The following is a 23,832-nucleotide window of genomic DNA, read 5'->3' on the forward strand; positions in this document are numbered from 1 at the left end:
TGAAGTCACCTGCCGGCCACGCCTGTTGGGGGAGACGGGGCACCGGCGGAAGTCTGACGGGGGGACGACCGGTGATCCGTATCTTGTTGGCCGAGGACATGCACATGGTCCGGGGGGCGCTCGTGGCGCTCCTCGAACTGGAGCCCGACTTCCGCATCGTCGCGGAAGTGGCGGACGGCCGGGGCATCCTGCCGTCCGTGATCAAGCTCCAGCCCGATGTGGCGATCCTCGATATCGACCTGCCCGGCGTCAACGGCCTGGACGCCGCCATGCGGCTGTGGGAACAGGTCCCCGACTGCCGGGTGATCATCCTGACCGCGCTGGAGCAGCGGGGCACGGTCCGCCGGGCGATCGACGCCCACGTCTGGGGGTTCCTGCCCAAGAACGCCCCGCCCACCGAGCTCGCCACCGCCATCCGCATGGTGCACTCGGGGCGGCGCGTGATCGATTCCCGGATCCCGCCCACCGCCTGGGAGGCCGAGGACTGCCCGATCGCCGACCGCCCCACGGACACCCCGCTCACCCGGCGCGAGACCGACGTCCTCCAGCGGGCCGCAGACGGCAACTCCGCCCGGGAGACGGCCCGGGAGGTGCACCTCTCCACGGGAACGGTGCGGAATTACCTGACCTCCGCCGTCACCAAACTCACCGCACGGAATCGGCTGGACGCCGTCCGGATAGCCAAGGAGAAGGGCTGGATCCGCTGACGTCCCGCGGCGGCCCGGCCGGATCGACCGGGCATTCGGCGAAGATCCGGAACCACCCGTCCTCGTCGGCGCACGCGCGGAACGTCCCGCCGATCCCTTCCAGCCGCCGGGCGAGATTGTCCAGCCCGCCACCCGAACGGCGCGCCATTCTCTCCTCGGTGTCCACGGGGATCCCGTCACCCGCCATGTCGAGCGCGAGGGTGCCGGCGGTACGGGAGACCGTGATCCGGCAGTTCTGCGCGGCGCTGTGGCGCAGGATGTTGGTCACCCCCTCACGGACGACGGTCGCCAGGACCGTGCCCGTCTCCTCGCGCAGCGGCAGCCGCTCGTCATGCACCTCCACCGTGATGCCCGCCGTGCTCAACACCCGGGCGGCCGAGTCGAGTTCGGCGGTCAGGGACAGCTGACGGTAACCATGGGCGACGCAGCGCACGTCGGCGAGGGCCTGCCGGGAGATGTCCAGTACCTCCCGCAGCTCCGCGTGCGCCCGCTCGGTGTCCTTGTCGACCAGCCGGGCCACCAGCTCCCCCTTGAGGGTGATGGCGGACAGGCTGTAGCCCAGCAGGTCGTGCAGATCGCGGGCGACCCGCAGCCGTTCGCCCTCCACGGCCAGCCGGGCGACCTCGTCACGGGCCCGCCGCACCTCCGCGCTCCAGGAGGCGATGCGCGTGACCCCGTACACCATCAGGCCGTTCACCCCGCACGACAGGACCCCTATGGCGACGCCCAGCGGCTGCTGGCCGGCCAGCAGTGTGCAGGTCCCGGTGAGGACGGCGGCGGCGACGAAGGCGGCGAGGGACAGCGGGGGTTCGAGGATGAGCAGCGCGGACCCGGCCAGGAAGCCCGGCATGCCGGCCCAGGTGAGCCCCAGGGCGAGCAGCGGAGCATAGGTCAGCACGGCCTGGAGGGCCAGCGTCCGGCGACCGTGGCGGGCGCGGAACCGGCCGGCCCGCGGGGCGCAGTGGACGGCCTGGAGCAGGAACACCGCGAAGAAGGCGGCCAGGAAGAGGCAGATGTGACCGGCCGAAGGGCGGCGTGAGGCCAGGAGGTTGAGGAAGCCCAGCACGGCCACCGCGGACTGCACGGAGAGAACGATGCCTGTGGCGAGCCAGGGGGGCGGCTCACTCTTGGATAAGACCACCATGCGACCTGCCCGATCGAGGAAATTCCAAGGGGCTGACTGTGTAGTCAAGCAGGGAACGGCTCGCGAAGAGCATTCCTGTAGTCAACCTCACATGACCCCGTGACGTTCCCATGACAGGCGGCCAAAAATGGAGCTGTGAATTCCTCACGCGGGGCGTGCCGATCTCATCCTCGCTCTGGTGACGGCCTCACTGGGCGGCGGCCGCTCCTCGATGCGAGTCTCAAGACGAAGGCCGACACCCTTGAACCGCGTGGAGGACGCTCATGGACATCGAGGTGCTGGGAGAACTCACGGTCTACGAGAACGGGGTCTCCATCGTGCCCAGCGCGGGAAAGCCGCGCCAGATCCTCGCCCTGCTCTCCCTGTGGGCCGGCCGCGTCGTGCCGGTGCCGACGCTGATGGAGGAGCTGTGGGGCGACAGCATCCCCCGCAGCGCCGCCACCACCTTGCAGACCTACATCCTTCAGCTGCGCCGCCGCATAGCCGCCGCACTGCGCGACGCCCCGGAGCCCCCGGGCCGCACCCCGAAGGACGTCCTGGCCACCGCCTTCGGCGGCTACCGCGTCGCCGTCACGCCCGAGAGCTGCGACTGGTCCCAGTTCCGCCGCCTCGCCGCCCAGGGGCACGACGCGCTGACCGCCGGCGACGCCCGCTCGGCCTCGGCGCACCTGACCCGGGCGCTCGCCCTGTGGCGCGGCCCGGCACTGGTCGACGTGCCGGTCGGACGCGTCCTGGGGCTGGAGACCCTCTACATGGAGGAGACCCGCATGCAGGCGCTGGAGGAGCGCATCGAGGCCGACCTCCGCCTGGGCTACCACGCGGCCCTGCTGGGCGAGTTGCGCACCCTGGTGGCCCGGCACCCCCTGCACGAGAACCTCTGCGCGCAGCTGATGACGGCGCTGTGCCGCTCGGGCAGCCCCTGGCGGGCGCTCCAGGAGTTCCGGCAGCTGCGCGAGCGACTGCGCCGCGAGCTGGGCGTCGAACCGTCGCCGCGGCTCCAGCGGTTGCACCAGGCGGTGCTGTCCGGCGCCCCCGAACTGGACGGTGGCGAAGCGTTCGTACAGGCCCGGTCGGCGTAGCGAGCGGCCTCGGCGGTCGGCCGCCTCAGCCGAGCTGGTCGTGGGTGATGCTCCGGGACCGGGTGCGGATCCCGTCCCCGTCCGTCTCCAGGACGTCGTGCACCACGCAGCTCGGCGCGATCTCCGGTTCCCGGCGGCCCGGCCGGACCGTGACCACGAGCGCGTACACCGTGGAGTGGACGCTGCCGTCGGGCCGCGGGGTCAGCGCGATGTGGTTGAACCAGTGCCGGCGCTGTACCGGGTCGTCGGCGAACCGCTCGTGGAACTTCACCAGTTCGGCGACGATCGCCGCCCGGCCGCGGGCCGGTTCGACGGACGGCGAATGCTGGAACGTGCCGGTCTCGGTGAAGGTCAGGGCGTACTCCTCGAACCGGCCGCCGTCCAGGGCCTGCATCTGATGGGCGTAGAAGTGCTGGACCCGGGCATAGAGGCCGGTCTCCACGGCGGTGTCGTTCATGGCGCTCCTTCGGGAGAGTGCGGGTGGCGGGTGCGGGCGGGAAGGCACAGCCGCGGGCGGGCAGGCGCCGGGCGGCCCGGGAGGGCCCACCTTCGCCGCCCCGCCTCGAAGCGGGCTCGAAGCGCGACGGGCCGCCGCTCCAGCCGCCGTCCACCTCTCCTCTAGGGGGGTATCGCACGCTCGTGCCGCCACCTTCCGACGACAGCGGGATCGGAGACGCATGAGCGAGACAGTCAGGCCCGTGGCCCTGGTGACCGGCGCCACGAGCGGGATCGGCAAGGAGATCGCGCACCGGCTGGCGGCGCGCGGCACGCGCGTCCACCTCTGCGCCCGCGGCAAGGACGAGCTGGAGGCGACCGTCACCGGGCTGCGCGCCGCGGGCCACGAGGCGGACGGCGCGGTGTGCGACGTCTCCCGGCCGGAGCAGATCAGGGAGTACGTACGGACGGCCGTGGACCGCTACGGACCGGTGGACATCCTGGTCAACAACGCCGGCCGCAGCGGCGGCGGCGCGACCGCGGAGATCCCGGACGAGCTGTGGTTCGACGTCATCAACACCAACCTCAACAGCGTCTTCCTGATGACCAAGGAGGTCCTGACCACCGGCGGGATGCTCGCCAAGGGCAGCGGCCGCGTCATCAACATCGCCTCCACCGGCGGCAAGCAGGGCGTGGTGCACGCCGCCCCGTACTCCGCCTCCAAGCACGGCGTCGTCGGCTTCACCAAGGCCCTCGGGCTGGAACTCGCCCGGACCGGCATCACCGTCAACGCCGTGTGCCCCGGCTTCGTCGAGACGCCGATGGCCCAGCGGGTCCGCGAGCACTACGCGGCCATCTGGGACGTCAGCGAGCGGGAGGCGCACGACCGCATCACCACCCGGGTGCCGATGGGCCGCTATGTCGAGCCCCGCGAGGTGGCCGCGATGGTCGAGTACCTGATCGGCGACGACGCGGCCGCCGTGACGGCCCAGGCGCTGAACGTCTGCGGCGGACTGGGGAACTACTGATGTCCGCGCCCGCGCGCGTCGCCCTGGTGACCGGCTCCTCGTCCGGCATCGGGGCGGCCATCGCCACCCGGCTGGCCGCCGAGGGGTTCCGCGTCGTGGTCAACTCCGCCCGCTCCGTGGAGGCCGGCGAGAAGCTCGCCCGGTCCCTGCCGGAAGCCGTGTACGTACGGGCCGACGTCTCCGTCGAGGCCGAGGCCCGCCGGCTGGTGGCCGCCGCGGTGGAGCACTACGGCCGGCTCGACCTGCTGGTCAACAACGCGGGCGTCACCCGCGTCGTCCCGCACGCCGACCTGGAGGGCGCGACCCCCGCCGTCTGGCAGGAGATCTTCGCGCTCAACGTCTTCGGCACCTGGCAGACGACCGTGGCCGCGATGCCCCACCTGACGGCGACCGGGGCGGGGGCGGTGGTCAACATCTCCTCCGTCGCCGGCAGCCGGCCCGCGGGCAGCTCCATCCCCTACGCGGTGAGCAAGGCGGCCATCGAGCACATGACCGTGCTGCTCGCGAACGCCGTCGGCCCGCGGGTACGGGTCAACGCGGTGGCGCCCGGCCTGATCGAGACGCCCTGGACCCGCGACAGCGACTTCTTCGCCCCGATCGCCGAGAAGGTGCGCGAGAGCACGCCGCTGCGCAGGGTGGGCCTGCCCGAGGACGTCGCCGAGGCCGTCCTGGGCCTCGCCGGCGCCTCGTACACCACCGGACAGGTGCTGCTCGTGGACGGCGGCGCGCACCTCATCTGACACCTCGCCCGGCGTTCGGGGACCCAAGCGGAGGGGACGGCATGCGGCTCGGCGCGAATCTCACCTATCAGGGGGCGGGCGAACTGGCCCGCGCCGCCGAGGAGCTCGGCTACGACGTGGTGCTGGCCCCCGAGGGCTACCGCTCCGACGCCGTCAGCGTGCTCGGCCTGGCCGCCGGGGCGACCCGGCGCATCGGGCTCGCCTCGGGCGTCATGCAGATCCCCGCCCGCCCGCCGGGCACCGCCGCCCTCACCGCGGCGACGCTGGACGCGCTGAGCGGCGGCCGGTTCCGGCTGGGGCTCGGCGTGTCCAACCCCGATGTGTCGCACGGCTGGTACGGCGTGCCCTTCGACCGGCCGCTGGCCCGCACCCGGGAGTACGTGGACATCGTCCGGCGGGCGCTGGCGGGGGAGTCCGTCACCTACGCGGGCGAGCACTTCCGCCTGCCCGCGCCCGGCACCCGCGGCGACGCGCCCCTGCACCTGCACACCGAACGGCCGCGGCCCGCGATCCCCGTCTACCTGGCGGCGGTCGGGCCGCGCGCCCTCCGGCTGGCCGGGGAGATCGCCGACGGCTGGATCGGCGTCTTCACCTCGCCCGAGGCCGTCGCCGAGGCCGTCGCCGGGATCCGGGCGGGCCGACTGCGGGCGGGGCTCGGCATGACGGGGTTCGACGTCCTGCCCAGCCTGCCCACGGCGGTCGCCGACGACGTGGACAGCGCCGTGGACGCCCTGCGTGAGCAATACGTCCATCTGCTCGGCATCGGCGACCCCGAGCGGAACTTCTACTGCGCCATGGCCCGGCGGATGGGCTACGGGCGCGAGGCCGCCCTGCTGCGGGAGCGGCTCGCGGCCGGCGACCGCAAGGGGGCGGGGGCCGCGCTGCCCGCGGCCTTCATCGACCGCACGGCCCTCGTCGGGCCCGTGCCCCGGCTCGCCGACCGCATGCGCGCGTACGCCGACGCCGGCGTCACCACGCTCGGGGTGATGGTCTCCGCGGCGGCCACCACCCTGGACGGCCGGACCCGGATCCTCCGCGCCGCGGCGGAGGCGCTCGCGCTGGCGGACGCCGGGCGGTGAGGGGCCCGGCGGGCGCGGTCTCCGGGCCGGGCCGTACGACGCCCTGCGCGTACGAGCGTCACCGCACCGGCACCGTCCGGCTGAGCGTGCCGGTCGGGTCCGGGTAGCCGACCACCGTGCCGTGGCGGGCGTCCCGGGTCCGGGACCAGTGATAGCTCCACGCCGGGTCGGTGAACCCGGACCCGGCCAGGCCCGTCTCCACCGCACCGCTCCCGTCGGCCCGTAGCGTCCAGCGGACCGCCGGGAGGGCGAACGGCACGCCGGGGCCGAAGGGTCCCGGGGAGCGCAGGGTCACCCCGCCGCCGGGGAGCGGTTCGGCGTACGGGGCCCCGTCGCCGCCCTCCAGCGCGTACCGGACGTCCCGCGCGGCCGTCGGCGCGTGGAACCGCAGGGTGAGGTCGCGGATGCCGCTGCTGAGCTTCGGGCCGAACGTGAGGGGCGCGGGCACGACGAGCACGGTGAACTCCTCGCCGACGGCCACCGTTCGAGGTGCGGTCACGGCGAACCGCAGCACGTACGGGATGGTGTGGTCGTCGCCGTCCGGCTCGGTGTGGACCCGGCAGACGAGCGCCGGCGCACGGTCCGCCGTCAGGGCGTCGGTCGGCACGGCTCAGCCCTCCCGGACCGCGGCGGCCAGCCCGCTCGGCCGGGCGCCGACGCGCGCGGCGAGGTCGCCGCCGCGCCCGTACCGGGCCGCGAGCCCGGCCACCGTCGGGGCGTCCATGACGTGCCAGCCGTGCGCGGTGAGCCAGGCCGCCGGGTCGTCGAGCGTGGACCGCCAGGCCGCGCCCAGGCCGTCGAGGGTGTCCGACACCTCCGCCAGGCTGCCGCCCTTCGTCCCCGAGTCGATGTGGTCCATGGCGAGCTCGCTGCCGGGGGCCGACAGCTTGCCCACCTCGTCCAGGAGCGCGTCGTTCTCGGCGGCGGACAGATAGGGCAGCAGCCCCTCGACCAGCCACGCGGTCGGCGCCCCGGGGTCGAAGCGGGCGCCGAGCAGTGCACCGGGCCAGTCGCCGCGCAGATCGGCGCCCAGGACCGTCCGCGTGCAGGCGGGCACCGCCCGCTGCCGGCCCAGCACCCCCTCCTTGAAGTCGAGCAGCTCCGGCAGGTCCGCCTCGAACAGGCGCGTGCCGTCGGGCCAGGGCAGCCGGAACGCCCGGGTGTCCAGGCCCGCGGCCAGGATCACCACCTGCCGGCAGCCGCGGTCCGCCGCGCCGGCCAGATAGTCGTCGAAGAAGCGGGTGCGCACCGCCACGTACCCGGCGAAGTCCCGCATGCCGTCCACGGCGCTCGCGCCGACGGCCTCCACGAAGGCGCGGGCGTAGGGGTCGTGGAACAGCCTCTGCTCGCGCTCGCTCTCCGCGGCCCGTCCCGCGGCGATGCCCACCGCGGTCAGGCTGACGCCCTTGGGCAGCTCCGGGCCACCGCCGGGCCCGGCCGCCCCTGTCCCGCTGTCGTTCATCCGATGCTCCCTTCGATGTGCGGATGGTGTGCGTGAGGGTGGCCCCGGCGGCTGGAGGAGGGCTCGAAGCCCGCTGGAACCACGGGAGTTCGACGCGCCGTTCGAGGACGGCAGTAGCCGCGCTCCACCGATCGGTGCCATCGTGGACGGGGCCAAGGAAGAAGCTCTACGCGCTCACGGAGGTTCCTCGCGTGACCAGCTCCCAGCAACGTCCGCCCCGCCGGCTGAGGATCGGGGGTGACCTCCCCTACTTCGACAGCCGTCACGAACTGCGGGACTACGTCCAGGCGTTCGAGGAACTCGGCTACGACCACCTGGGGTTCGGCGAGCACGTCCTGCCGGCCCGGGCGCCGAACTGGCCCTCGGACATCTCCCCGTGCGAGCCGTGGCACGAGGCGTTCACCCAGGCCGCCTTCGTGGCCGCGCTGACCTCGCGGATCGAGATCGCCGCCTCCGTGCTGCTGCCGCTGCGCCCGGCCGGCATCGCGGCCAAGCAGGCCGCCGAGATCGACCTCTTCTCGGAGGGGCGGCTGCGGCTGTCCGTCAGCGTCGGCTGGAACCGCGAGGAGGTCCGCGCCCTCGGCGTGGACCCCGCGACCCGCGGCCGGCTCATCGAGGAGCAGGTGGAGGTGATGCGGCTGCTGTGGACCGAGCCGTACGTCACCTACCGTGGCAAGCTGATCGAGCTCGTGGACGTGGCGGTCAACCCGCGCCCGGAACGGCCGGTGCCGGTGTGGATGGGCGGCGGCGACTTCGAGGGCGGCGGGGTGCCGGGCCCGGCGGTCCTGGACCGGATGGCCCGCATCGCCGACGGCTACAAGATGTTCGGCCCGCTGATGCGGGACGTGGACGCCGGGCTGGACGTGATCCGCCGGCTGCGCGCCCGGGTGGCCGAACACGGCCGGGACCCCGAGGACTTCGGCATCGAGGCGCGCATGGCGCTCCAGCTGCTGCCCGAGGACGCCTGGATCGAGCGCCTGGAGACCTGGCGTCGGGCCGGTGCCACGCATATCACCCTCTCCAATCGGCGGGGGGCGGGCGGTGCGGACGCCGAGATCTCACGTCTCACTCGCTTCCGGGAGCTGACCGACGGTCTCTGGTAGGTGCCGCGCCGGGCGCCCGGCGGTGGCACCGGCTTCGGGCAGGCGTCCGGCTCGGCGCTTCGCGCTCGGGCTCGCGGTGCCCGTTCGGCGGCCCGGCGTCCGGGCGCCTGCGCCTCGCTCGCGGCCCGGGCCCGCTCCCGCGGCTACGGCTCACGCCCGGCCGGCTCGTACCCTTCGGTCTCCGTGGGCACGGACAGGTGGCGCAGGAACCGGCGGATCTGCTCGCCGTACTGCTCCTGGAACTCGGGCGAGTGCGGGTCGAGGCCCGATGCCTCCTTGGCGATCTGCGGCATCACGATCGGCGCCATCACCATGCCCATCACCGCCAGCCGGAGGAAGCCCGGGTCCAGGTCGGCGGAGATCTCGCCCCGCTCGCGGGCGCGGTGCAGCCGGGCCAGGTCGGCGGTGATCGCCGAGGTCTCCTCGGGGATCTCCTGCGTGTCGCCCGACAGGCCGCGCCAGATGGCGAGCCTGGCCGGCCGCGGGTCGGCCAGGCCGCGCTCCAGATAGCGGACGGCGACCTCCTCCAGCGGTGCGTACTCCTCGGCGAAGAGGGCCTCGCGCTCGGCCCACTCGCGCTGCAACTCGCGGTAGAGGCCGTGCTTCCCGCCGAAGTAATAGCTGATCAGCTGCTTGTTCACGCCCGCGCGCTCGGCGATGTCCTGCACCCGGGCACCGGCCAGGCCGTGGCTCGAGAACTCCTCCAGCGCCGCGTCCAGCAGCAGCTTCCGGGACCGCTCCGCGTCCCGCCGGCGCTCCTCGGTCTTCGGGGCGCGGCGCGGCCGGGGGCGGTCGGGCGGCTCGGTGGCCTCCGGGGCGGCCCCGGGGCGGCTCCTCTTCGTCGTCATGCGAACACTTTACTCAATCATCCGGTTGGTTGACAGTGCCACCTCGATGGATGACCATGGGGTCATGGCTGCATACGACGATGACCGAGCGGGCACGCCGGACGGGGCCGCGTCGGCCCCGGCGGAGAAGCCCGGCCTCTCCCCTCAAGCGCGGCAAGCGGTGCTGGTCGTCCTGTTGGGCGCGATCCTCGCCTTCCTGGACTCGACCGTTGTCAACGTCGCCCTCCGGCACCTGTCCCTCGACTTCGACACCTCGCTGGACACCGTCCAGTGGGTGGTCACCAGCTATCTGCTGGCCCTGGCGGCGGTGATCCCCCTGTCCGCCTGGGCCGCCAGGCGCTACGGCCCCCGCCGGCTCTACGCCTGGTCGCTCGCGGTCTTCACGCTGGCCTCGGCCCTGTGCGGCCTCGCCACGTCGGCCGAGATGCTGATCGTCTTCCGGATCCTGCAGGGCATCGGCGGGGGGCTGATGATGCCCGTCGGGCAGATGATCCTGGTGCGGGCGGCCGGGCCGCAGGGCCTGGCCCGGGTGATGAGCGCGATCGGTGTGCCGATGGTGCTCACGCCGGTCTTCGGACCGACCATCGGCGGCCTGCTCCTCGACCATGCCGGCTGGGAGTGGATCTTCTGGATCAATGTGCCGATCGGGCTGCTGGCCCTCTATCTCACGGTGCGTCTGCTTCCGCGCGACGCGACCGAGGACGCGGGGCCGCTGGACGCGATCGGGCTGTTCCTGGTGTCCGTGGGCGTCGTCGGTGTCACGTACGGACTGGCCCAGGCCGGCCAGCAGGGCGACCTGCTCGCCGCCGACGTCCTGCTGCCGTTCCTGGTCGGCCTGGTCCTGACCGCCGCGTTCGTGCTGCGGGCCCTGCGGGTCGAACACCCGCTGCTGGACCTGCGGCTGTATCGGAACAAGATGTTCAGCGCGGCGTCCTTCGCCACGTTCGCGATGGGCGCGGCCATCTTCGGCGGCATGATCCTGATGCCGCTGTACTACCAGGTGGTCCGGCACGAGGACGCCGTCGCCACCGGGCTGCTGCTCGCGCCCCAGGGCATCGGCGCGGCGGTCGCCATGTGGCTCTCGGGACGCCTCTTCGAGAAGATCGGCAGCCTGACGGCCGTCATCGGCGGCGCGATCTGCGTCGCGGCGACCGTGCCGTTCGTGCTGATCACCTCCGGGAGCTCCTACTGGCTGCTGAGCGTGGCGATGGTCGCTCGCGGCTTCGGCATCGGCATGGCCGGCATGCCGGCCATGACCGCGGCCTTCCGGGCCCTGGAACCGGCCCAGGTCGGTGACGCCACCCCGCAGCTCAACATGTTGCAGAGGGTCGGCGGTTCGATGGGCACCGCGCTCTTCGTCGTGGTGCTCCAACAGCACCTGGACGACGCGGGCGCCCGCCCGTCCGAGCAGGCGTCCGGCTTCGGCACGACGTTCATCTGGGTGCTGGCGGCCGCGGTCGTCGCCACGCTGCCCGCCGTCCTGATGACGGCCCTCGAACGCCGGGCTCAGGCGGCGGCAGGTGTGCCGGACGACACGGGGACGGAGGCGCGCAGCGCGGTGTGACCGCGCGGTCGGCTCGTCGGTCTCCGGGCCGGTGGCGTCCGGCACACACCGGCCACGGGGCTCCGCCCCGGACCTCACTGAGCCCAGCCGTCGCCCAACGGGCCCGGGCCCGGCCGGAGCGGGACGTTCACCGTCCGCGCTCCGACCGGGCCGGCGACGGCTCGCCGGGGTCCGGTGTCGCGTCCCCCGCGCGCTCCGGACCCACCCGGCGTCGCGGGCGAGGCGCCCCCCACCGCCCCGCCCCCGTTCACAGCACCGCCTCGATCACCGTCTCCGTGCGCGGGCTGTCCGTCGGGGTGTTCGCCGGTGGTCGGAGGTCCCTGACCTTCAGGCCGGCCCGGAGCAGCAGGCCCCGGAACTCCTCCACGGTCCGTTCCCGTCCGCCGAGGACGACCAGCATCTGGAGGTCGGAGAACTTGCCGGGATGGAAGCCGCCGCCCTCCGGGATCACCTGGTCGATGACGATGAGCCGCGAGTCCTCCGTCATGGCGTCACGGACGTTCCGCAGGATGCGCAGCGCGTCGTCGTCGCCCCAGTCGTGCAGCACCCGCGAGAGCACATAGGTGCTCCCACCGGCCGGCACCCGGTCGAAGAAGCTGCGGCCCACGATCTCCACCCGGTCCGCGACCCCCGCCCCGGCGAGCACGGCGGGCGCCTCGCCGACGACCGTCGGCAGGTCCTGGAGCACACCGCGCAGCCCCGGCCGCTCCCGCAGGACGTGGGCGAGCAGTGTCCCCACGCTCCCGCCCAGGTCCACCACGGTGGTGTCGGAGGAGAAGTCGCAGGAGTCGACGGCCGGCGGGACCGTGCCCCGGCCGACCATCGTGTGGAACACCTTCCGCGCCTCCTCGTCGCGGTCCAGGAAGGCGAAGGCGGGCATGCCGTAGATCCGGTCGAAGGCGGGCTTCCCCGTCCGTACGGTGTACATGACGTCGGCCCAGGAGCGGAAGTTCTCCGCGCCGTTGACGATCGTGAACTGCGCCAGGCCGCCGCCGCGGAACGCCTCACCGGACGGGGTCAGTTCGAAGACCCGCCCGGGGTGTTCGCGGAACAGCCCGAGCGCGGCCACCGCGCGGCAGAAGCGGTAGAGGGCGTCCGCGTCGCTGTCGGTGGCTGCCGCCAGCTCGTCGCTGGTCAGCGGCCCGTCGCCCAGCAGGTCGGCGAGGCCGAGCCGGGCGGTCACATACAGGCTCTGGAAGGTCCACGGGGCGCTCCGGAAGACCAGCTGGAACAGATCGTCGCTCGCGGACGCCCCGCTGTCCGGGGAAGAGGTCATGAGAATTCACCCACTTCGAGAAGGAGTTTCCTGCGGGCCCTGCTCCACCGCCGCATCACCGGCCGCTCGACACCCGCGTACAACAGCCAGGCCACGCCGACCGCGCCGGCCAGGACCGGCAGGGACAGCCCCGCGGCCTGCCAGCCGGACAGGTCGTCGGCAGGCCCGATGCCCAGGGCCCGGGCGACCTGGTCGATGAGCAGTTCGTGCACCATGTACAGCGCGAACGACACCTCGCCGAGCCACACCATCGTGGTGCCGCGCAGCGGCGAGGGCCGTCCGCTCTCGTCGGCCCCGGCCCCCGCGACGATCAGCAGGGCCAGCGGCACCACGGTCACCGCGACCGTGCCGTACTGCCCGGGCGCGTGCAGCGCCCCGAGGTACGAGCCGACGACGAGCGCCCCCGCCGGCACGAGCGGCACCCGCGGGAACCGACCCTCCGCGACCAGCCGCGCCAGCGCCATGCCGAGCGCGAACTCCAGACACCGCGTCAGGGGGAAGAAGTAGACGAACCACATCTGCGTCACCGAATACGGCATCCGCGGCGACAGGACCGCGCCGCCCGACAGGAACACCTCGGACACCAGCGGCACACACCACACCGCGGCGGCCAGCGCGCCGGCGCACCACCACAGCCGCCGCCCCGGCACCCACCGCAGCGCCATCAGCAGCAGCGGGAACGACAGATAGAAGAACGCCTCGCACCCCAGCGACCAGCTGACCGAGTTGACGCCGGTCAGGACATCGAAGCGCGGCAGCCAGGTGTGCACCAGCAGGAGGTTGGGCAACAGCTGATGGCCCGTCACCGTACGGCTCTGCGACAGCGCCAGCACGACCGCGGCCGCCGCCGTCACCAGGTGGTTGGGGTAGATCTTGCAGGCGCGCCGGCGCCAGAACGCCCGGGGCCCCTGACCGGGCCGCGCCGACCACGTCAGCACGAACCCGCTGAGGATGAAGAAGAACGACACCCCCGTCGACCCGGCCTTGCTCCAGAGGAACGCCACCCCCTCGCCCGACCCCCAACTGCTGGGGATGAACTGGAAGAAGGCGTGCGAGAAGAACACCGCGGCGGCCGCCAGGAAGCGCATGCCCGTCAGCGAGGGCAGCCCCGGCCGGCGGCCGTCCCGGTCCACCGTGGCCGGCGCGGTCATTCCGGATCTCGCGGTGACCACCCGGACCCGCGCAGGAACGCGTCGAAGGTCAGCAGCTCCGGGTGCGCCGCGCGCAGCGCGGGGATGTCCGCGGTGTAGCCGACCTCGTTGAACCACACGAAGGTCTTGGCCATCCACTCGTTCTGCCGCCGGATCTCCTCGATGGGCACCGACTCGAAGCGGGCCGGCAGCCCGGTGTGGCGCGCGAACGCCTCGGCGATCTGCGGGCCGGTGAGCTCGTCACCGGCGATCTCCACGTTCCGGCCGGCGAAGTGCCCGGGGTCGTCGAAGGCGTCGGCGACGAACCAGCCGATGTCCTGTGAGGCGATCATCTGCAACCGGGTCTCCGGCAGCAGGCCCCGGCTGAGCACCAGCTGCCCGGAGGCGTCGACGACCGGCGGCAGGTCGAGGAAGTTCTCCATGTAGTAGACCGCGCGCAGGAACGTCGTGGGCACCCCGGCCGCCCGCATGGTCCGCTCGACCTTCAGCTTGGTCTCCCGCCAGCCCACGCCGCCGGGGTTCTCCACGCCGCCGACCGAGCTGTGCACGACGTGCGCCACACCGGCGTCCCGGGCGGCCGAGGCGACCAGCGCCGCGTGCCGCTCCTCGCCGTCCAGGCCGTTGCCGTGCGTCGGCGTGAAGACGGTGAACACCCCGTACGCCCCCGCCACCGCCCGGCGCACGGCGGCCGGGTCGTCCAGCGACCCCTTCACCAGCCGCACGCCCTTGGCCTGGAGCTCCCGGGCCCGCGGATGGTCCGGATCGCGTACGAGCGCGCGGACCGCCCAGCCCCGGTCGAGCAGGTGCCGGGCCGCCGTACCCCCTTGCCGGCCGGTCGCGCCCAGTACCAGCACCCAGCGATCGGTGTCCCTGTCCCCGACTGCCATCGCATGCCCTCCTGAAAGTCGTTCCTCCGGCGCACCACGCTCGCCGCGCGGGCTGGAATCCGGCTGGAGGCGGGGTCGAGAGGCGAACACCGCCTGTCCAGCGAGCGTCGAGCGGCCTTCGAGCCCCCGCGGGGAGGGTCGGACACCGCACCCGCCACGGCGAAGGGAGCCGCCGACCATGGACCACGGCCCGGGCACGACACCCCCGGCAGCCACCACCCGTACGCTCTTCGACCGGCACGGCCCGGCCGGCTTCCGCACCACGGGCCCGGACCCCGACTGGCAGCCGCGGCCCATCGGCCCGCTGCCGTACGGGGACGCGACCGTACGCACCACCGAGGCGGGCGTGGTCATCCAGCCGGAGGCCACCGACCCGGCCACCGGCACCCCGGCGTTCGGTTACGCCACGGGCCCCGGCGGCCCCAACGACCACCTCAAGTGGTGCGCCCTCCTGGCCCGTACGGCCTCCTCCGGCCTGCCGGGCTTCGACGCGCCGGCCACGGGGGAGCTCACCTGTGCGGCGGAGCTGTCCGCCCGCGTCTTCAACGCCGGGCGCCACCCCTTCGGCGACGCCGTCGCCGACCCCGAGGCCGACGCCCGGCTCGGGGCCGGAGCCCTGCTCGCCCTCGACCGCGAGACCGGCCTGGTCTTCGACTTCTTCCTCAGCAACCGGCGCGTCCACGCGGTGTACGAGCGGATGCGGCCGCCCGGGGCGGACTGGGCGGCGTTCACCTATCTGGTGCCGGTCGCCGACCGCACCCCCGACCGCGTCCACCGGCTGGAGATCACGCTGGACCGTGCGGCGGACGCCGTCCACTGGACCGTGGACGGCGAACGCGTGCTGACCGCCCAGGAACCGGGCCTGCCCTCACTCGCCCGCGAACACCTGGTGATCGACCACGGCGGCACCCCCCGGCGGGCCACGCCCCGCCAACTCGCGTTCGGGCTCGGCCTGTTCAGCCTGCTCGATGCCGCCGGAGCGGACGGCCGGGGGCTCGTACGGCTCTCCGCCGACCCCTACACCGAGCCCGTGAGCTTCCGGTACGGAGACGGGCTCCGCGAACACCGGCTGTGGGGGCAGGGCGTGCGGCTGACCCTCGGCCGGGTCACCGTCACCACGACACCGGCCCGCTGACGGGCCCGAGAGGAGGACGAGGGAGCCATGAAAAGGGCACACCAGACCGTACGGGGACTGGCCAGGCCGCTGCTGGCCGCCAGCTTCGTCACCGGCGGCTACAGCGTCCTGCGCGACCCCGGCCCGCTGCCCGCGCTCGCGGGGAAACACGGGATCCCGCTGCCGGAGGCCGCCACGCGGGCCACGGCGGCCGGCATGCTCGTCGGCGGCGTGGCGCTGGGCGCGGGCTTCCGGCCACCGCTCAGCGTCTGCCTGCTGGCCGCCTGCCTGGTGCCGACGACCGTGACCGTGCACGACTTCTGGCGGCAACAGGACCCGGCCCGCCGCGTCACCCAGCGGAACGAGTTCTTCAAGAACCTCAGCCTGCTCGGCGCGCTGGCGATCGCCGCCGCCGACGCGCTCGCGGCCGGCGAGGAGTGAACGCCATGCGGACCGAAGAGGAGATCACCGGCGCCGGCGCGCCCCTCGCCGCCCGGGCCCGCGACGTCGCACGGCTCGCGGCACACCACGCCGCCGACGCCGACCGGGAGCGCAGGCTGCGCCCCGACGTCGTCCGCGCCGTCGTCGACGCCGGATTCGCCCGGCACTTCGTCCCCCAGCGGTGGGGCGGGACCGCGGGCACCTTCACCGAGCTCGTCGACGCCGTCACGGCGGTCGGCGAGGGCTGCACGGCCGCCGCCTGGGTGGCCTCGCTCGGCGCGACCGTGGCCCGGATGGCGGCCCACCTGCCGGAGAAGGGGCAGGCGGAACTCTGGGCGGAGGGGCCCGACACCCTGCTGGTGGGGGCGCTGATGCCGGTCGGCCGCGCCGAGGCCGTCCCCGGCGGCTGGCGGCTGTCCGGCACCTGGTCGTTCATCAGCGCCGTGGACTACTCGCAATGGGCGCTGGTGTGCGCGACGACACCGGCCGACGGGCGGCCCCGGGCCCGCTACTTCGCGGTGGAGCGCACCGCCTACACCGTCCTCGACACCTGGTTCTCGGTGGGCATGCGCGGCACCGGCAGCAACACCCTCGTCCTGGACGGCGCGTTCGTACCCGAGCACCTGTCCTTCGACCGCGACCAGGTGATGGAGGGCACCGGTTCGCCGTCCCCGGCCGCCTGCCACCGGGTGCCGCTCAAGGCCGTCAACGGCCTGTCCTTCGTCCTCCCCGTCCTGGGCGCCGCGCGCGGCATGCTCACCGCGTGGACCGGCTGGGGCGCCGCCCGCGCCGGGGACGGAGCGGCGCACGACGCGGGCTTCCGCGACGTCCTCGCCCGCACGGCGGGGGAGCTGGACGCGGCGGAGCTCCTCGTGCGCCGTGCCGCCGCCGTCGCCGACCAGGGCACGTGCACCGGGCTGCTGACGGCGCGCGGCGCCCGGGACTGCGCGCTCGCGTCGGAGACGCTGCTGACCGCCGTCAACCGGATGTTCCGCGCGACGGGCACCTCCGGCCAGGCCGCCGGCGGCCCCTTCGAACGCTCCTGGCGGGACGTCAACTCCGCCACCAGCCACCTGGTGCTGCGCCTGGACGCCGCCGCGACGGCCTACGCCGAGCAGGTCCTGGCCGGCGGGTGACCGGGCACGCCACAAGGACAGGGCCCGCCGGGATCCCCGGCGGGCCCTGCCTCGCGCCCCGCGTCAGCGTGCCGCCGTCCCGGCCCCCGCCGCCAGAGACAGCGTGGTCCGGCTGTTGTTCCCCAGCGCTTGACGCACGTACGAGCGGGCGTCGGCCAGCGTGGCACCCGCACCCAGCACCACGGGCACCGCGGCCGCGTCGATGACCACGGTGTGCCGCGCCGTGGCCCTGGCCCCGCGGCCGGCGACAGCGTCCTCGAACGTCCACAGGCCGCTGTGGCCGAGCAGCAGCTTCGGCAGCACCCGCTGCTTGTAGGCGATCCAGCCGGGCCGGTGGCACACCCGTACCGAGCGCGTCGTGTGCGCCGCGCCGTCCGGCGTGACCGTCTCCATGACCAGCTCCTGGATGCCGGGAGCGGTCTCCGTCAGCTCGCTGCGCGACACGTGCGGCAGCCGCTCCGCCCACAGCTCGGCGCGCTCGACGAAGGTGTACGCGGTCTCCGCCGGGCACGCCGGCTCGATCGTGTCGCTGAAGGTGAGGACGACGTCCCGCACCGGGTGCCCAGACTCGGCGACCCGCGCCAGGGCGGCCAGTTCCGAGCGGCTGTTGCGGTCGAGGGCCGCCAGCAGCCCGGCCGGGGCCACCGGATCGTCGCCGACGGTGGTGAAGCGGTGCCGCAGCACCACCTCCGTACGGCGGCCGGGCAACCGCCGCAACAGCCATCCGCCGCCCATCGAGGCGACCGGCGGACTGGAGCGCTCCTGGCGGAAGCCTATGTAGAACCGCTCGGGATCGAGGGTCCGGCGCGAAGTCCACTGCTTGACCTCGCCGTTCACCTCGGCCCACAGCTCGAAGCGCTCCGAGCGGTCCGTACGGGCCAGATGCCGGACATGGACGCACGGGCCGAAGACCGCCGGCCAGGACGCCGCGTCCGCGATCAGCGCGTAGAGCTGCGCCGGGGGCGCGGCCACGATGAGCGAGTGCTCGGTGCGGTGGACCCGGGGCAGGGCGGAGCCGGTCACGCGACCCCCACCTCCTCGGTGGGCCGCCCGGCGCGCACGGAGCCGTTGACGAGGTCGAGCAGCGCACGCGGCGTCTCCAGTTCGGTCAGGACGTCGTCGGCGATGTCCACCCCGAACTCCTGCTTGATCCGGGCCGCGCTCTCCATCAGGGCGAGGGAGTCGTAACCCAGGTCCGTGAAGGGGATGTCGAGGATGTCACCGGCCGGAACGGCCGCCTCGTCCTCGCCCGCGCAGGCCACGAGTATCCGGCGCAGGGTGTCGATGTCCATCGGTGCGGTCATGATGTGTTGCCTCCTGGTGGGATCAGCTGTCCGACGAGCCGTCAGAAGTCCGGACTCGTCACGACGACGGCCGAGTTGAAGCCCCAGCGACCGCGAGCGAGCACCAGGGCGGTACGGACGGTTACGCCGCGCGGCTCGTCACGCACGAGGTCGAGACCGTAGTCCTCGGGCACCCGTGCGGTGTGCGCGGTGTGCGGGACGACGCCGTCCCGCAGGCTGAGCAGGGCGCAGAGCAGGTCCACCGGGCCACCGCCCCCGTACAGCCGCCCGGTCAGCGCCTTGGGCGCCGTGACCGGCACGCCGTACGGGCCGAAGACGGCCCGCAGCGCCTCGGCCTCGGCGCGGTCGAGCTCGGGAACGCCCGCGGCGTCGGCGAACACCACGTCGATGTCATGGGCGTCCAAGTCCGCGTCGACGAGGGCCAGTTCGATCGCCCGGCGCAGGCCGGGCGGTCGGCCGCCGCCCGGCCGCGGGTCGAAGGTCGCGGCATAGCCGGCGATCCGGCCGTACCGCCGCGGCGCCCCGCGCTCCCGCGCCGAGTCCGCGTCCTCGACCACGAGGATCGCGCCCCCCTCACCGGGCACATGGCCACCGGCGTCCCGGTCGAACGGCAGGAACGCGCGGGCCGGGTCACCGGCCGTGCTCACCCGGCCGCCCGCCAGCTGGGAGGCCCAGCCCCACGGGTCCAGCGCCGAGTCCACCCCGCCGCCGAGGACCAGCCGGGTGCCCCGCCGTACGGTGCGCCGGGCGTGCCCGATCGCGTCCAGGCCGCCGGCCTGCTCCGCGACCAGCGCGGCGCTCGGCCCCCGCAGCCCGTGCCGGATGGAGATCTGGCCGGTGTCGACGGCGTAGAACCAGGCGAAGGACTCATAGACGCTGACGTACTCCGGCCCCTGGCTCCACAGCTTGCGGAACTCCCGGTGCGTGAAGTCGAAGCCGCCCTGCGCGCTGGAGACGACCACCCCCATGTCGTAGTCGGCCGGTGTGCCCGGCTCGACCCCGGCGTCCTCCAGGGCCCACCGCGCCATGGCCAGCGCGTAGCGGGTGGACACATCGGTCTGCGGCAGCAGCCTGCCGGGGAGGTGGTCCGCCGCCTCGAAGTCCCGGATCTGCCCGGCCAGCCGGGAGGGATAGCCGGAGACGTCGAAGCGGTCCACCTCACCGATGCCGTGCCGGCCCGCGAGGACGGACTTCCAGTGCTCCTCCGTGCCCAGGCCGATGGGCGAGGCCACCGACATTCCCGTGATCAGCGCCCCGCTCATCGGGCCGCACCCCCCAGCCCCTGAAGGATCATCGCGCTCTGGAAGCCACCGAACCCGCTGCCCACCGACAACACCGTGTCCACCCGCTGCTCCCGCGCCGTCAGCGGCACGTAGTCCAGGTCGCACTCCGGGTCGGGCGTGCGCAGGTTCGCCGTGGGCGGCACCACGTCGTGCTTGATCGCCAGGGCGCAGGCCGCGATCTCGATGGACCCGATGGCGCCGAGCGAGTGCCCGATCATCGACTTGATCGAGCTGACCGGCACCCGGTGGGCGTGGTCACCGAGGCTGCGCTTGAACGCGGCCGTCTCGTGCCGGTCGTTCTGCTTGGTGCCGGAGCCGTGCGCGTTGACGTAGTCCACGGCCGTACGGTCCAGCCGGGCCTCGTCGAGCGCCGCCCGGATCGCCTCCGCCATCTCGCGGCCGTCCTTCTTCAGCCCGGTCATGTGGTACGCGTTGCAGCGGGTGGCGTAGCCGCTGACCTCGGCGTAGACGGGCGCCCCGCGCGCCCGCGCCGCCTCGTACTCCTCCAGCACGAACATCGCCGCGCCCTCGGCGATGACGAAGCCGTTGCGCGTGCCGTCGAAGGGCCGGGACGCCCGGGCCGGTTCGTCGTCCCGCGGGGTGGTCGCCTTGATGGCGTCGAAGCAGGCCACGACGATCGGCGTGATGGGAGTGTCGGTGGCCCCGGCGACGGCGGCGTCGACGGTGCCCTCACGGATCAGCTGGACCGCGTACCCGACGGCGTCGAGCCCGGAGGTGCAGCCGTCGGACACCATGGTGACCGGACCCTCCGCGCCCACCGCCCAGGCGACCTCGGCGGGCATCGCCCCGGGGCTGAGGTAGTCGAACATATAAGGGGAGAGGTGGCCGGGGTCGACCAGCCAGTCCTTCCCGCTGTCCGACATCACCAGGTACTCGTTCTCCAGGCTGGTCGCCGAGGCGACCGCCGTGCCCAGGGCCACGGCGATCCGGTGCGGCGGCACCGCCCGCGTGGACAGGCCGCTGTCGGCCATGGCGTCGCGGGTGCAGGCGACGGCGAACTGGGTGGCCCGGTCCATTCTGCGGATCTCCCGGGGGGTGAACCCCTCGGCCCGCGCGTCGAAGTCGACCTCGCCGGCGACCCGCGAGCGAAAGGGCGAGGCGTCGAAGAAGGAGATCCTGCGGGTCGCCGTCCGGCCGTTGGCCAGCAGCTCCCAGAACTCCTTGGTGCCGCCGCCCCCTGGGGCGCGCACCCCGATGCCGGTGATCACTACGCGCCGTTCCCCCACGGTCGTTCCCTTCGCCTGCGCCCGCCACGGGCGTCCCGGAGCCCCGGCCGGACGTGGTGCCGGGGCTGCGAGCAGACTCGGGGTGCCGCCTCGACCTCCTCTGGAGCGGCGCTCGGGAACGGCTCGTCGTCGCCGCAGGGCGCTTCGGCCGGGGGGCGCATGCGACCGGCCCGCCACCGCTGCCGGTGCCGGGCCGGGGCTTCTTCCGCCGGGTCAGCGCTCCGGTCGCTCCGGGCCCTCCGCCGACGGGCCCTGGCCGCCGGCGAAGAAGTCGACCAGCAGCATGTCCCGGGCGCCGGACGCGGCGCCGGGCGCCGGCCGGACGGGGGAGACGCCGTGCAGGAGCCGGCGGTCGTCGAGGATGATCGTCTCCAGGGGCGTGGTCAGCAGCGCCCGGTGCACGGGCCGGCGCCGGAGGTCGTAGAGACAGGACTCGGCGCCCCGCACGTCCCGGCGGCGGATCAGCACCTGGGCCACATAACAATGGCCGTCCCGGTGGACGCCCTCGGGTGCGGGATGGCCCTCGGCGTCGGCGGTCGCGGTCACCCTTATCTGATGGACTCCGCAGGTGTCGATGTCCGCGACAGGGCCGGGCAGCCGCTCCCGCAGGGCGAGGACGATCGCGCGCAGCGGCTCGCCCGCCGCCACGGACTCCTCCAGCGGGGCGAACAGGCGGTCCACCCCGCCGCTCACCCTGTTCACCGACCTCTCCTGGAAGAACGCGGCGTGCGGCAGCCGCTCCAGCCGGTCGCCGCGCAGCCGGAACGTCCCGTAGCGGCGGAAGCGGTAGGGCCGGTCGGTGCCCAAATGCGTATCGGCCGGCAGGTCGTCCCAGGAAGCGGTGAACTCATCGACACGGGCCCCGGGCAGCCCGGCCAGCGCGGCGTTCAGCGGTTCGGGGCCGAAGTGCGCGAAGGGCGGCGGCTCGGGCGGGCGAGGAGGGCCGGAGGACGCGTCGGGCAGCCGGCGGGTGCGCAGTGGGATCGATGTCATGTCGTCGTCCTCGCCTTCGTACGGGCCGTGACGCGGGCCCGGCTACCGGCCTGCGCCCGGCGGCAGGTCCGGGGCGGGCCAGGGGCGGGAAGTCCCCCTTGACGACAGTAGGACGACAACCGCGCCCGTTGGCCGAAAACGCCCTGAACGGCCGCGCGGCCGGGCCCGGCCGGTGCGCCGGGCCCCTCGGGCGTCACGGAAGGCGGACGACCTGCGCCCCCCAGGTGAGACCGGCCCCGAAGCCGATGAACAGCGCGAGATCGCCGCTGGTCACGGCCCCCGATTCACGCAGCCGGGAGACGGCGAGCGGGATCGAGGCGGCGGAGGTGTTGCCGGTGTTGATCACATCCCGGGCCACGACGACGTGCTCGGGCAGCTCCAGGCGCTGGGCGACGGTCTCGATGATGCGCAGATTGGCCTGGTGGGGGACGAAGGCAGCCAGGTCGGAGGGTCCGATTCCGGCCGCTTCGAGCGCCCGCAGGGCGACCTTGGGCATCTCCTCGATGGCCCAGCGGAAGACCTCCGGTCCGGCCATGCGCATCGTCGGCCAGTCGGTCCCGGGTTCGTCGCGGTAGTCCAGCCAGCTCGCCGAGTGGGCGATCAGCTCACGGCGGCTGCCGTCGGAGCCCCAGATCACCGGGCCGATGCCGCACTCGTCGCGCGGCCCCACCACCATCGCCCCGGCACCGTCCGCGAAGAGAATGGCCGCGGAGGGATCCTCGGGGTCGATGATGTCCGTCATCTTGTCCGAACCGATGACGACGACATAGCGGGCGGCGCCGTCGCGGACCATCGACGCGGCGAGCGCCAGGCCGTAGCAGAAGCCCGCGCAGGCGGCGTTGAGGTCGAAGGCCGCGCCGCGGGTGCCGAGCCGGTCGGCGATCTCGGTCGCGTCACCAGGACTCTGCCGCAGCCCCGACATGGATGTCAGCACCACCGCTTCGAGTTTGTCAGGTTCCACACCGGCGTCCGCGGCCGCTTTCCGCGCGGCCTCCACCGCCATGTCCACCACGCCCTCGTCGGCGGCGGCATAGCGGCGCTCCACGATCCCGGTGCGGCGTTGTATCCAATCCGCCGGCCGGCCGGTGCGGGCGGCCACCTCGTCATTGGAGACGACGCGATGCGGCCGGTAGGCACCGATCCCCAGAATTCCTACGTCCTGTGCGGCAGTTCGCTGTATCAGCATGGCAATACCAACCCTCGGTCCGTCCTGGATGCTGGGCCTCGCGCGGCCATCGGTGTGGATCGGCGTTTCTCGGGCCACTAACAGAAGCCGGGTCCCGTGACATTGACAGAAACACCGGTCCTGTCCACGGTCCGCGGACCCGGCCGCGTACCGCGCTCTTCCCCCGCGTGAAATGACGCGAGCCCATCTGGACGAGAACATTCCGGGTCGTGGAGGTTACGGCCGCGATCAATGGCGGCCGGCCGCTCGGGCCGACGGAAGGGTCCGGGAAGGTCGTTCCGGCCGGGGTTCACCATGTGTACGGATACCCGCGCGCCCCCGGGGCGGCGCCGCGACAACGGGCTTGCGCCGGCTCGTATACGAGCTCTTCCGACGATCAACGCACCGCGCATACAGGCCCCCCCAAGCCAGAACGAGAACTCACTCGCGGGGAGACTATCGCCGGGTGCGTTGGGTAACGCAACCCACTGAGGTCCCATAGTCGAGTGTTGAACGTCACGCCCTTCCGAGGGTTCAAATCATCGTGACGCGGGTCACAAAAAATATTGCTTGCTTGGGTGTGTGCGGCCCTTCTACGGTCCTGGTGTGATCCAACTCCGAACAATGACTGGCTTGTTGTCGACGA

At 73.5% G+C, this 23,832-nt stretch carries 24 protein-coding genes; 10 read left to right on the forward strand and 14 right to left on the reverse strand.

Annotated features, from left to right (window positions below):
- The first annotated feature begins 71 nt into the window (after window positions 1-71).
- Entirely contained in the window at window positions 72-707 is a 636-nt protein-coding gene (locus ACZ303_RS20290) for a response regulator transcription factor (protein ID WP_467340837.1), read from the forward strand.
- Here ACZ303_RS20290 and ACZ303_RS20295 read toward each other — a convergent pair.
- Complete coding sequence (locus ACZ303_RS20295; RefSeq protein ID WP_467340839.1) at window positions 646-1,791, reverse strand: sensor histidine kinase; 1,146 nt, start codon at window positions 1,789-1,791, stop codon at window positions 646-648. The two genes, ACZ303_RS20290 and ACZ303_RS20295, sit on opposite strands and share 62 nt — an antisense overlap.
- Before the next feature lie 323 nt (window positions 1,792-2,114).
- Here ACZ303_RS20295 and ACZ303_RS20300 point away from each other — a divergent pair, with 323 nt between their 5' ends.
- The gene (locus ACZ303_RS20300) at window positions 2,115-2,930 is read left to right on the forward strand and encodes an AfsR/SARP family transcriptional regulator (RefSeq protein ID WP_467340841.1); all 816 of its coding nucleotides are present in this window, start codon (window positions 2,115-2,117) and stop codon (window positions 2,928-2,930) included.
- Window positions 2,931-2,955: 25 nt separating this feature from the next.
- Here the strand turns inward: ACZ303_RS20300 and ACZ303_RS20305 are convergent, their stop codons facing one another.
- Window positions 2,956-3,387, reverse strand: a complete 432-nt coding sequence (locus ACZ303_RS20305; protein WP_467340843.1) for a nuclear transport factor 2 family protein — start codon at window positions 3,385-3,387, stop codon at window positions 2,956-2,958.
- Between the two features lie 220 nt (window positions 3,388-3,607).
- On the opposite strand from ACZ303_RS20305, the gene fabG reads away from it, so the two are divergent.
- The 3 genes from fabG to ACZ303_RS20320 are packed head-to-tail and all read left to right on the forward strand — an operon-like array spanning window position 3,608 to window position 6,212.
- Window positions 3,608-4,393: a 3-oxoacyl-ACP reductase FabG gene (fabG, locus tag ACZ303_RS20310; protein ID WP_467340845.1), complete on the forward strand. Its 786-nt coding sequence runs from the start codon at window positions 3,608-3,610 to the stop codon at window positions 4,391-4,393.
- Window positions 4,393-5,133, forward strand: a complete 741-nt coding sequence (locus ACZ303_RS20315; protein ID WP_467340847.1) for an SDR family NAD(P)-dependent oxidoreductase — start codon at window positions 4,393-4,395, stop codon at window positions 5,131-5,133. The genes fabG and ACZ303_RS20315 overlap by 1 nt, the downstream gene beginning before the upstream one ends.
- A gap of 41 nt (window positions 5,134-5,174) precedes the next feature.
- On the forward strand, window positions 5,175-6,212 hold the full coding sequence (locus ACZ303_RS20320; protein ID WP_467340849.1) for an LLM class flavin-dependent oxidoreductase: 1,038 nt from the start codon (window positions 5,175-5,177) through the stop codon (window positions 6,210-6,212).
- 58 nt (window positions 6,213-6,270) lie between these two features.
- Here ACZ303_RS20320 and ACZ303_RS20325 read toward each other — a convergent pair whose 3' ends face one another.
- Complete coding sequence (locus ACZ303_RS20325; protein WP_467340851.1) at window positions 6,271-6,819, reverse strand: hypothetical protein; 549 nt, start codon at window positions 6,817-6,819, stop codon at window positions 6,271-6,273.
- Window positions 6,820-6,822: 3 nt separating this feature from the next.
- Window positions 6,823-7,674, reverse strand: coding sequence for an SAM-dependent methyltransferase (locus ACZ303_RS20330; protein WP_467340853.1), 852 nt, complete (start codon window positions 7,672-7,674; stop codon window positions 6,823-6,825).
- 191 nt (window positions 7,675-7,865) lie between these two features.
- On the opposite strand from ACZ303_RS20330, the gene ACZ303_RS20335 reads away from it, so the two are divergent.
- Window positions 7,866-8,777, forward strand: coding sequence for a TIGR03619 family F420-dependent LLM class oxidoreductase (locus ACZ303_RS20335; protein ID WP_467340854.1), 912 nt, complete (start codon window positions 7,866-7,868; stop codon window positions 8,775-8,777).
- A 143-nt stretch (window positions 8,778-8,920) separates the two neighbouring features.
- Here ACZ303_RS20335 and ACZ303_RS20340 read toward each other — a convergent pair whose 3' ends face one another.
- Window positions 8,921-9,625 carry a TetR family transcriptional regulator gene (locus ACZ303_RS20340; RefSeq protein WP_467340856.1) on the reverse strand — a complete coding sequence of 235 codons (705 nt, stop codon included), beginning with the start codon at window positions 9,623-9,625 and terminating at the stop codon, window positions 8,921-8,923.
- Window positions 9,626-9,689: 64 nt separating this feature from the next.
- Here ACZ303_RS20340 and ACZ303_RS20345 point away from each other — a divergent pair, with 64 nt between their 5' ends.
- A complete protein-coding gene (locus ACZ303_RS20345; RefSeq protein WP_467340858.1) occupies window positions 9,690-11,189 on the forward strand; it encodes a DHA2 family efflux MFS transporter permease subunit in 1,500 nt (499 codons plus the stop codon).
- Between the two features lie 247 nt (window positions 11,190-11,436).
- On the opposite strand, the gene ACZ303_RS20350 is transcribed toward ACZ303_RS20345, so the two are convergent.
- From ACZ303_RS20350 to ACZ303_RS20360, 3 genes are read right to left on the reverse strand one after another with little or no spacing between them, the layout of a single operon-like run.
- Window positions 11,437-12,465 carry a methyltransferase gene (locus ACZ303_RS20350; protein ID WP_467340860.1) on the reverse strand — a complete coding sequence of 343 codons (1,029 nt, stop codon included), beginning with the start codon at window positions 12,463-12,465 and terminating at the stop codon, window positions 11,437-11,439.
- Entirely contained in the window at window positions 12,462-13,616 is a 1,155-nt protein-coding gene (locus ACZ303_RS20355; protein ID WP_467340862.1) for an acyltransferase family protein, read from the reverse strand. The genes ACZ303_RS20350 and ACZ303_RS20355 overlap by 4 nt, the downstream gene beginning before the upstream one ends.
- Window positions 13,613-14,503, reverse strand: a complete 891-nt coding sequence (locus ACZ303_RS20360) for an NmrA/HSCARG family protein (RefSeq protein ID WP_467340864.1) — start codon at window positions 14,501-14,503, stop codon at window positions 13,613-13,615. The genes ACZ303_RS20355 and ACZ303_RS20360 overlap by 4 nt, the downstream gene beginning before the upstream one ends.
- A gap of 178 nt (window positions 14,504-14,681) precedes the next feature.
- Between ACZ303_RS20360 and ACZ303_RS20365 the strand changes: the two genes are divergently transcribed.
- Genes ACZ303_RS20365 through ACZ303_RS20375 form a run of 3 tightly spaced genes read left to right on the forward strand, consistent with a single transcriptional unit; the run spans window position 14,682 to window position 17,194 of the window.
- Window positions 14,682-15,638 (forward strand): DUF6081 family protein, encoded by a 957-nt coding sequence (locus tag ACZ303_RS20365; RefSeq protein ID WP_467340866.1) that lies wholly within the window; start codon window positions 14,682-14,684, stop codon window positions 15,636-15,638.
- A 27-nt stretch (window positions 15,639-15,665) separates the two neighbouring features.
- On the forward strand, window positions 15,666-16,058 hold the full coding sequence (locus ACZ303_RS20370) for a DoxX family protein (protein WP_467340868.1): 393 nt from the start codon (window positions 15,666-15,668) through the stop codon (window positions 16,056-16,058).
- A gap of 5 nt (window positions 16,059-16,063) precedes the next feature.
- A complete protein-coding gene (locus ACZ303_RS20375) occupies window positions 16,064-17,194 on the forward strand; it encodes an acyl-CoA dehydrogenase family protein (protein WP_467340870.1) in 1,131 nt (376 codons plus the stop codon).
- Window positions 17,195-17,257: 63 nt separating this feature from the next.
- Here ACZ303_RS20375 and ACZ303_RS20380 read toward each other — a convergent pair whose 3' ends face one another.
- The 6 genes from ACZ303_RS20380 to ACZ303_RS20405 all read right to left on the reverse strand — a co-directional run bounded on the left by ACZ303_RS20380 (window position 17,258) and on the right by ACZ303_RS20405 (window position 23,213).
- Window positions 17,258-18,217: an aromatase/cyclase gene (locus ACZ303_RS20380; protein WP_467340872.1), complete on the reverse strand. Its 960-nt coding sequence runs from the start codon at window positions 18,215-18,217 to the stop codon at window positions 17,258-17,260.
- Window positions 18,214-18,498 carry an acyl carrier protein gene (locus ACZ303_RS20385; protein WP_467340874.1) on the reverse strand — a complete coding sequence of 95 codons (285 nt, stop codon included), beginning with the start codon at window positions 18,496-18,498 and terminating at the stop codon, window positions 18,214-18,216. The genes ACZ303_RS20380 and ACZ303_RS20385 overlap by 4 nt, the downstream gene beginning before the upstream one ends.
- Window positions 18,499-18,539: 41 nt before the next feature.
- Window positions 18,540-19,760 carry a ketosynthase chain-length factor gene (locus ACZ303_RS20390; protein ID WP_467340876.1) on the reverse strand — a complete coding sequence of 407 codons (1,221 nt, stop codon included), beginning with the start codon at window positions 19,758-19,760 and terminating at the stop codon, window positions 18,540-18,542.
- Window positions 19,757-21,028, reverse strand: a complete 1,272-nt coding sequence (locus tag ACZ303_RS20395) for a beta-ketoacyl-[acyl-carrier-protein] synthase family protein (protein ID WP_467340878.1) — start codon at window positions 21,026-21,028, stop codon at window positions 19,757-19,759. Before ACZ303_RS20395 ends, ACZ303_RS20390 begins: the two co-directional genes overlap by 4 nt.
- Before the next feature lie 213 nt (window positions 21,029-21,241).
- A complete protein-coding gene (locus ACZ303_RS20400) occupies window positions 21,242-22,021 on the reverse strand; it encodes a 2OG-Fe dioxygenase family protein (RefSeq protein ID WP_467340880.1) in 780 nt (259 codons plus the stop codon).
- Between the two features lie 193 nt (window positions 22,022-22,214).
- Complete coding sequence (locus ACZ303_RS20405) at window positions 22,215-23,213, reverse strand: beta-ketoacyl-ACP synthase III (protein WP_467341398.1); 999 nt, start codon at window positions 23,211-23,213, stop codon at window positions 22,215-22,217.
- Window positions 23,214-23,832 lie beyond the last annotated feature (619 nt).

The sequence above is a fragment of the Streptomyces sp. NPDC023527 genome, assembly GCF_055560115.1.

Coding starts and splice junctions, on each gene's coding strand:
- ACZ303_RS20300 (WP_467340841.1), top strand. CDS start 2,115: ATGGACATCGAGGTGCTGGGAGAACTCACGGTCTACGAGAACGGGGTC.
- ACZ303_RS20305 (WP_467340843.1), bottom strand. CDS start 3,387: ATGAACGACACCGCCGTGGAGACCGGCCTCTATGCCCGGGTCCAGCAC.
- fabG (WP_467340845.1), top strand. CDS start 3,608: ATGAGCGAGACAGTCAGGCCCGTGGCCCTGGTGACCGGCGCCACGAGC.
- ACZ303_RS20315 (WP_467340847.1), top strand. CDS start 4,393: ATGTCCGCGCCCGCGCGCGTCGCCCTGGTGACCGGCTCCTCGTCCGGC.
- ACZ303_RS20320 (WP_467340849.1), top strand. CDS start 5,175: ATGCGGCTCGGCGCGAATCTCACCTATCAGGGGGCGGGCGAACTGGCC.
- ACZ303_RS20330 (WP_467340853.1), bottom strand. CDS start 7,674: ATGAACGACAGCGGGACAGGGGCGGCCGGGCCCGGCGGTGGCCCGGAG.
- ACZ303_RS20340 (WP_467340856.1), bottom strand. CDS start 9,625: ATGACGACGAAGAGGAGCCGCCCCGGGGCCGCCCCGGAGGCCACCGAG.
- ACZ303_RS20345 (WP_467340858.1), top strand. CDS start 9,690: ATGGCTGCATACGACGATGACCGAGCGGGCACGCCGGACGGGGCCGCG.
- ACZ303_RS20350 (WP_467340860.1), bottom strand. CDS start 12,465: ATGACCTCTTCCCCGGACAGCGGGGCGTCCGCGAGCGACGATCTGTTC.
- ACZ303_RS20355 (WP_467340862.1), bottom strand. CDS start 13,616: ATGACCGCGCCGGCCACGGTGGACCGGGACGGCCGCCGGCCGGGGCTG.
- ACZ303_RS20360 (WP_467340864.1), bottom strand. CDS start 14,503: ATGGCAGTCGGGGACAGGGACACCGATCGCTGGGTGCTGGTACTGGGC.
- ACZ303_RS20365 (WP_467340866.1), top strand. CDS start 14,682: ATGGACCACGGCCCGGGCACGACACCCCCGGCAGCCACCACCCGTACG.
- ACZ303_RS20370 (WP_467340868.1), top strand. CDS start 15,666: ATGAAAAGGGCACACCAGACCGTACGGGGACTGGCCAGGCCGCTGCTG.
- ACZ303_RS20375 (WP_467340870.1), top strand. CDS start 16,064: ATGCGGACCGAAGAGGAGATCACCGGCGCCGGCGCGCCCCTCGCCGCC.
- ACZ303_RS20385 (WP_467340874.1), bottom strand. CDS start 18,498: ATGACCGCACCGATGGACATCGACACCCTGCGCCGGATACTCGTGGCC.
- ACZ303_RS20390 (WP_467340876.1), bottom strand. CDS start 19,760: ATGAGCGGGGCGCTGATCACGGGAATGTCGGTGGCCTCGCCCATCGGC.
- ACZ303_RS20400 (WP_467340880.1), bottom strand. CDS start 22,021: ATGACATCGATCCCACTGCGCACCCGCCGGCTGCCCGACGCGTCCTCC.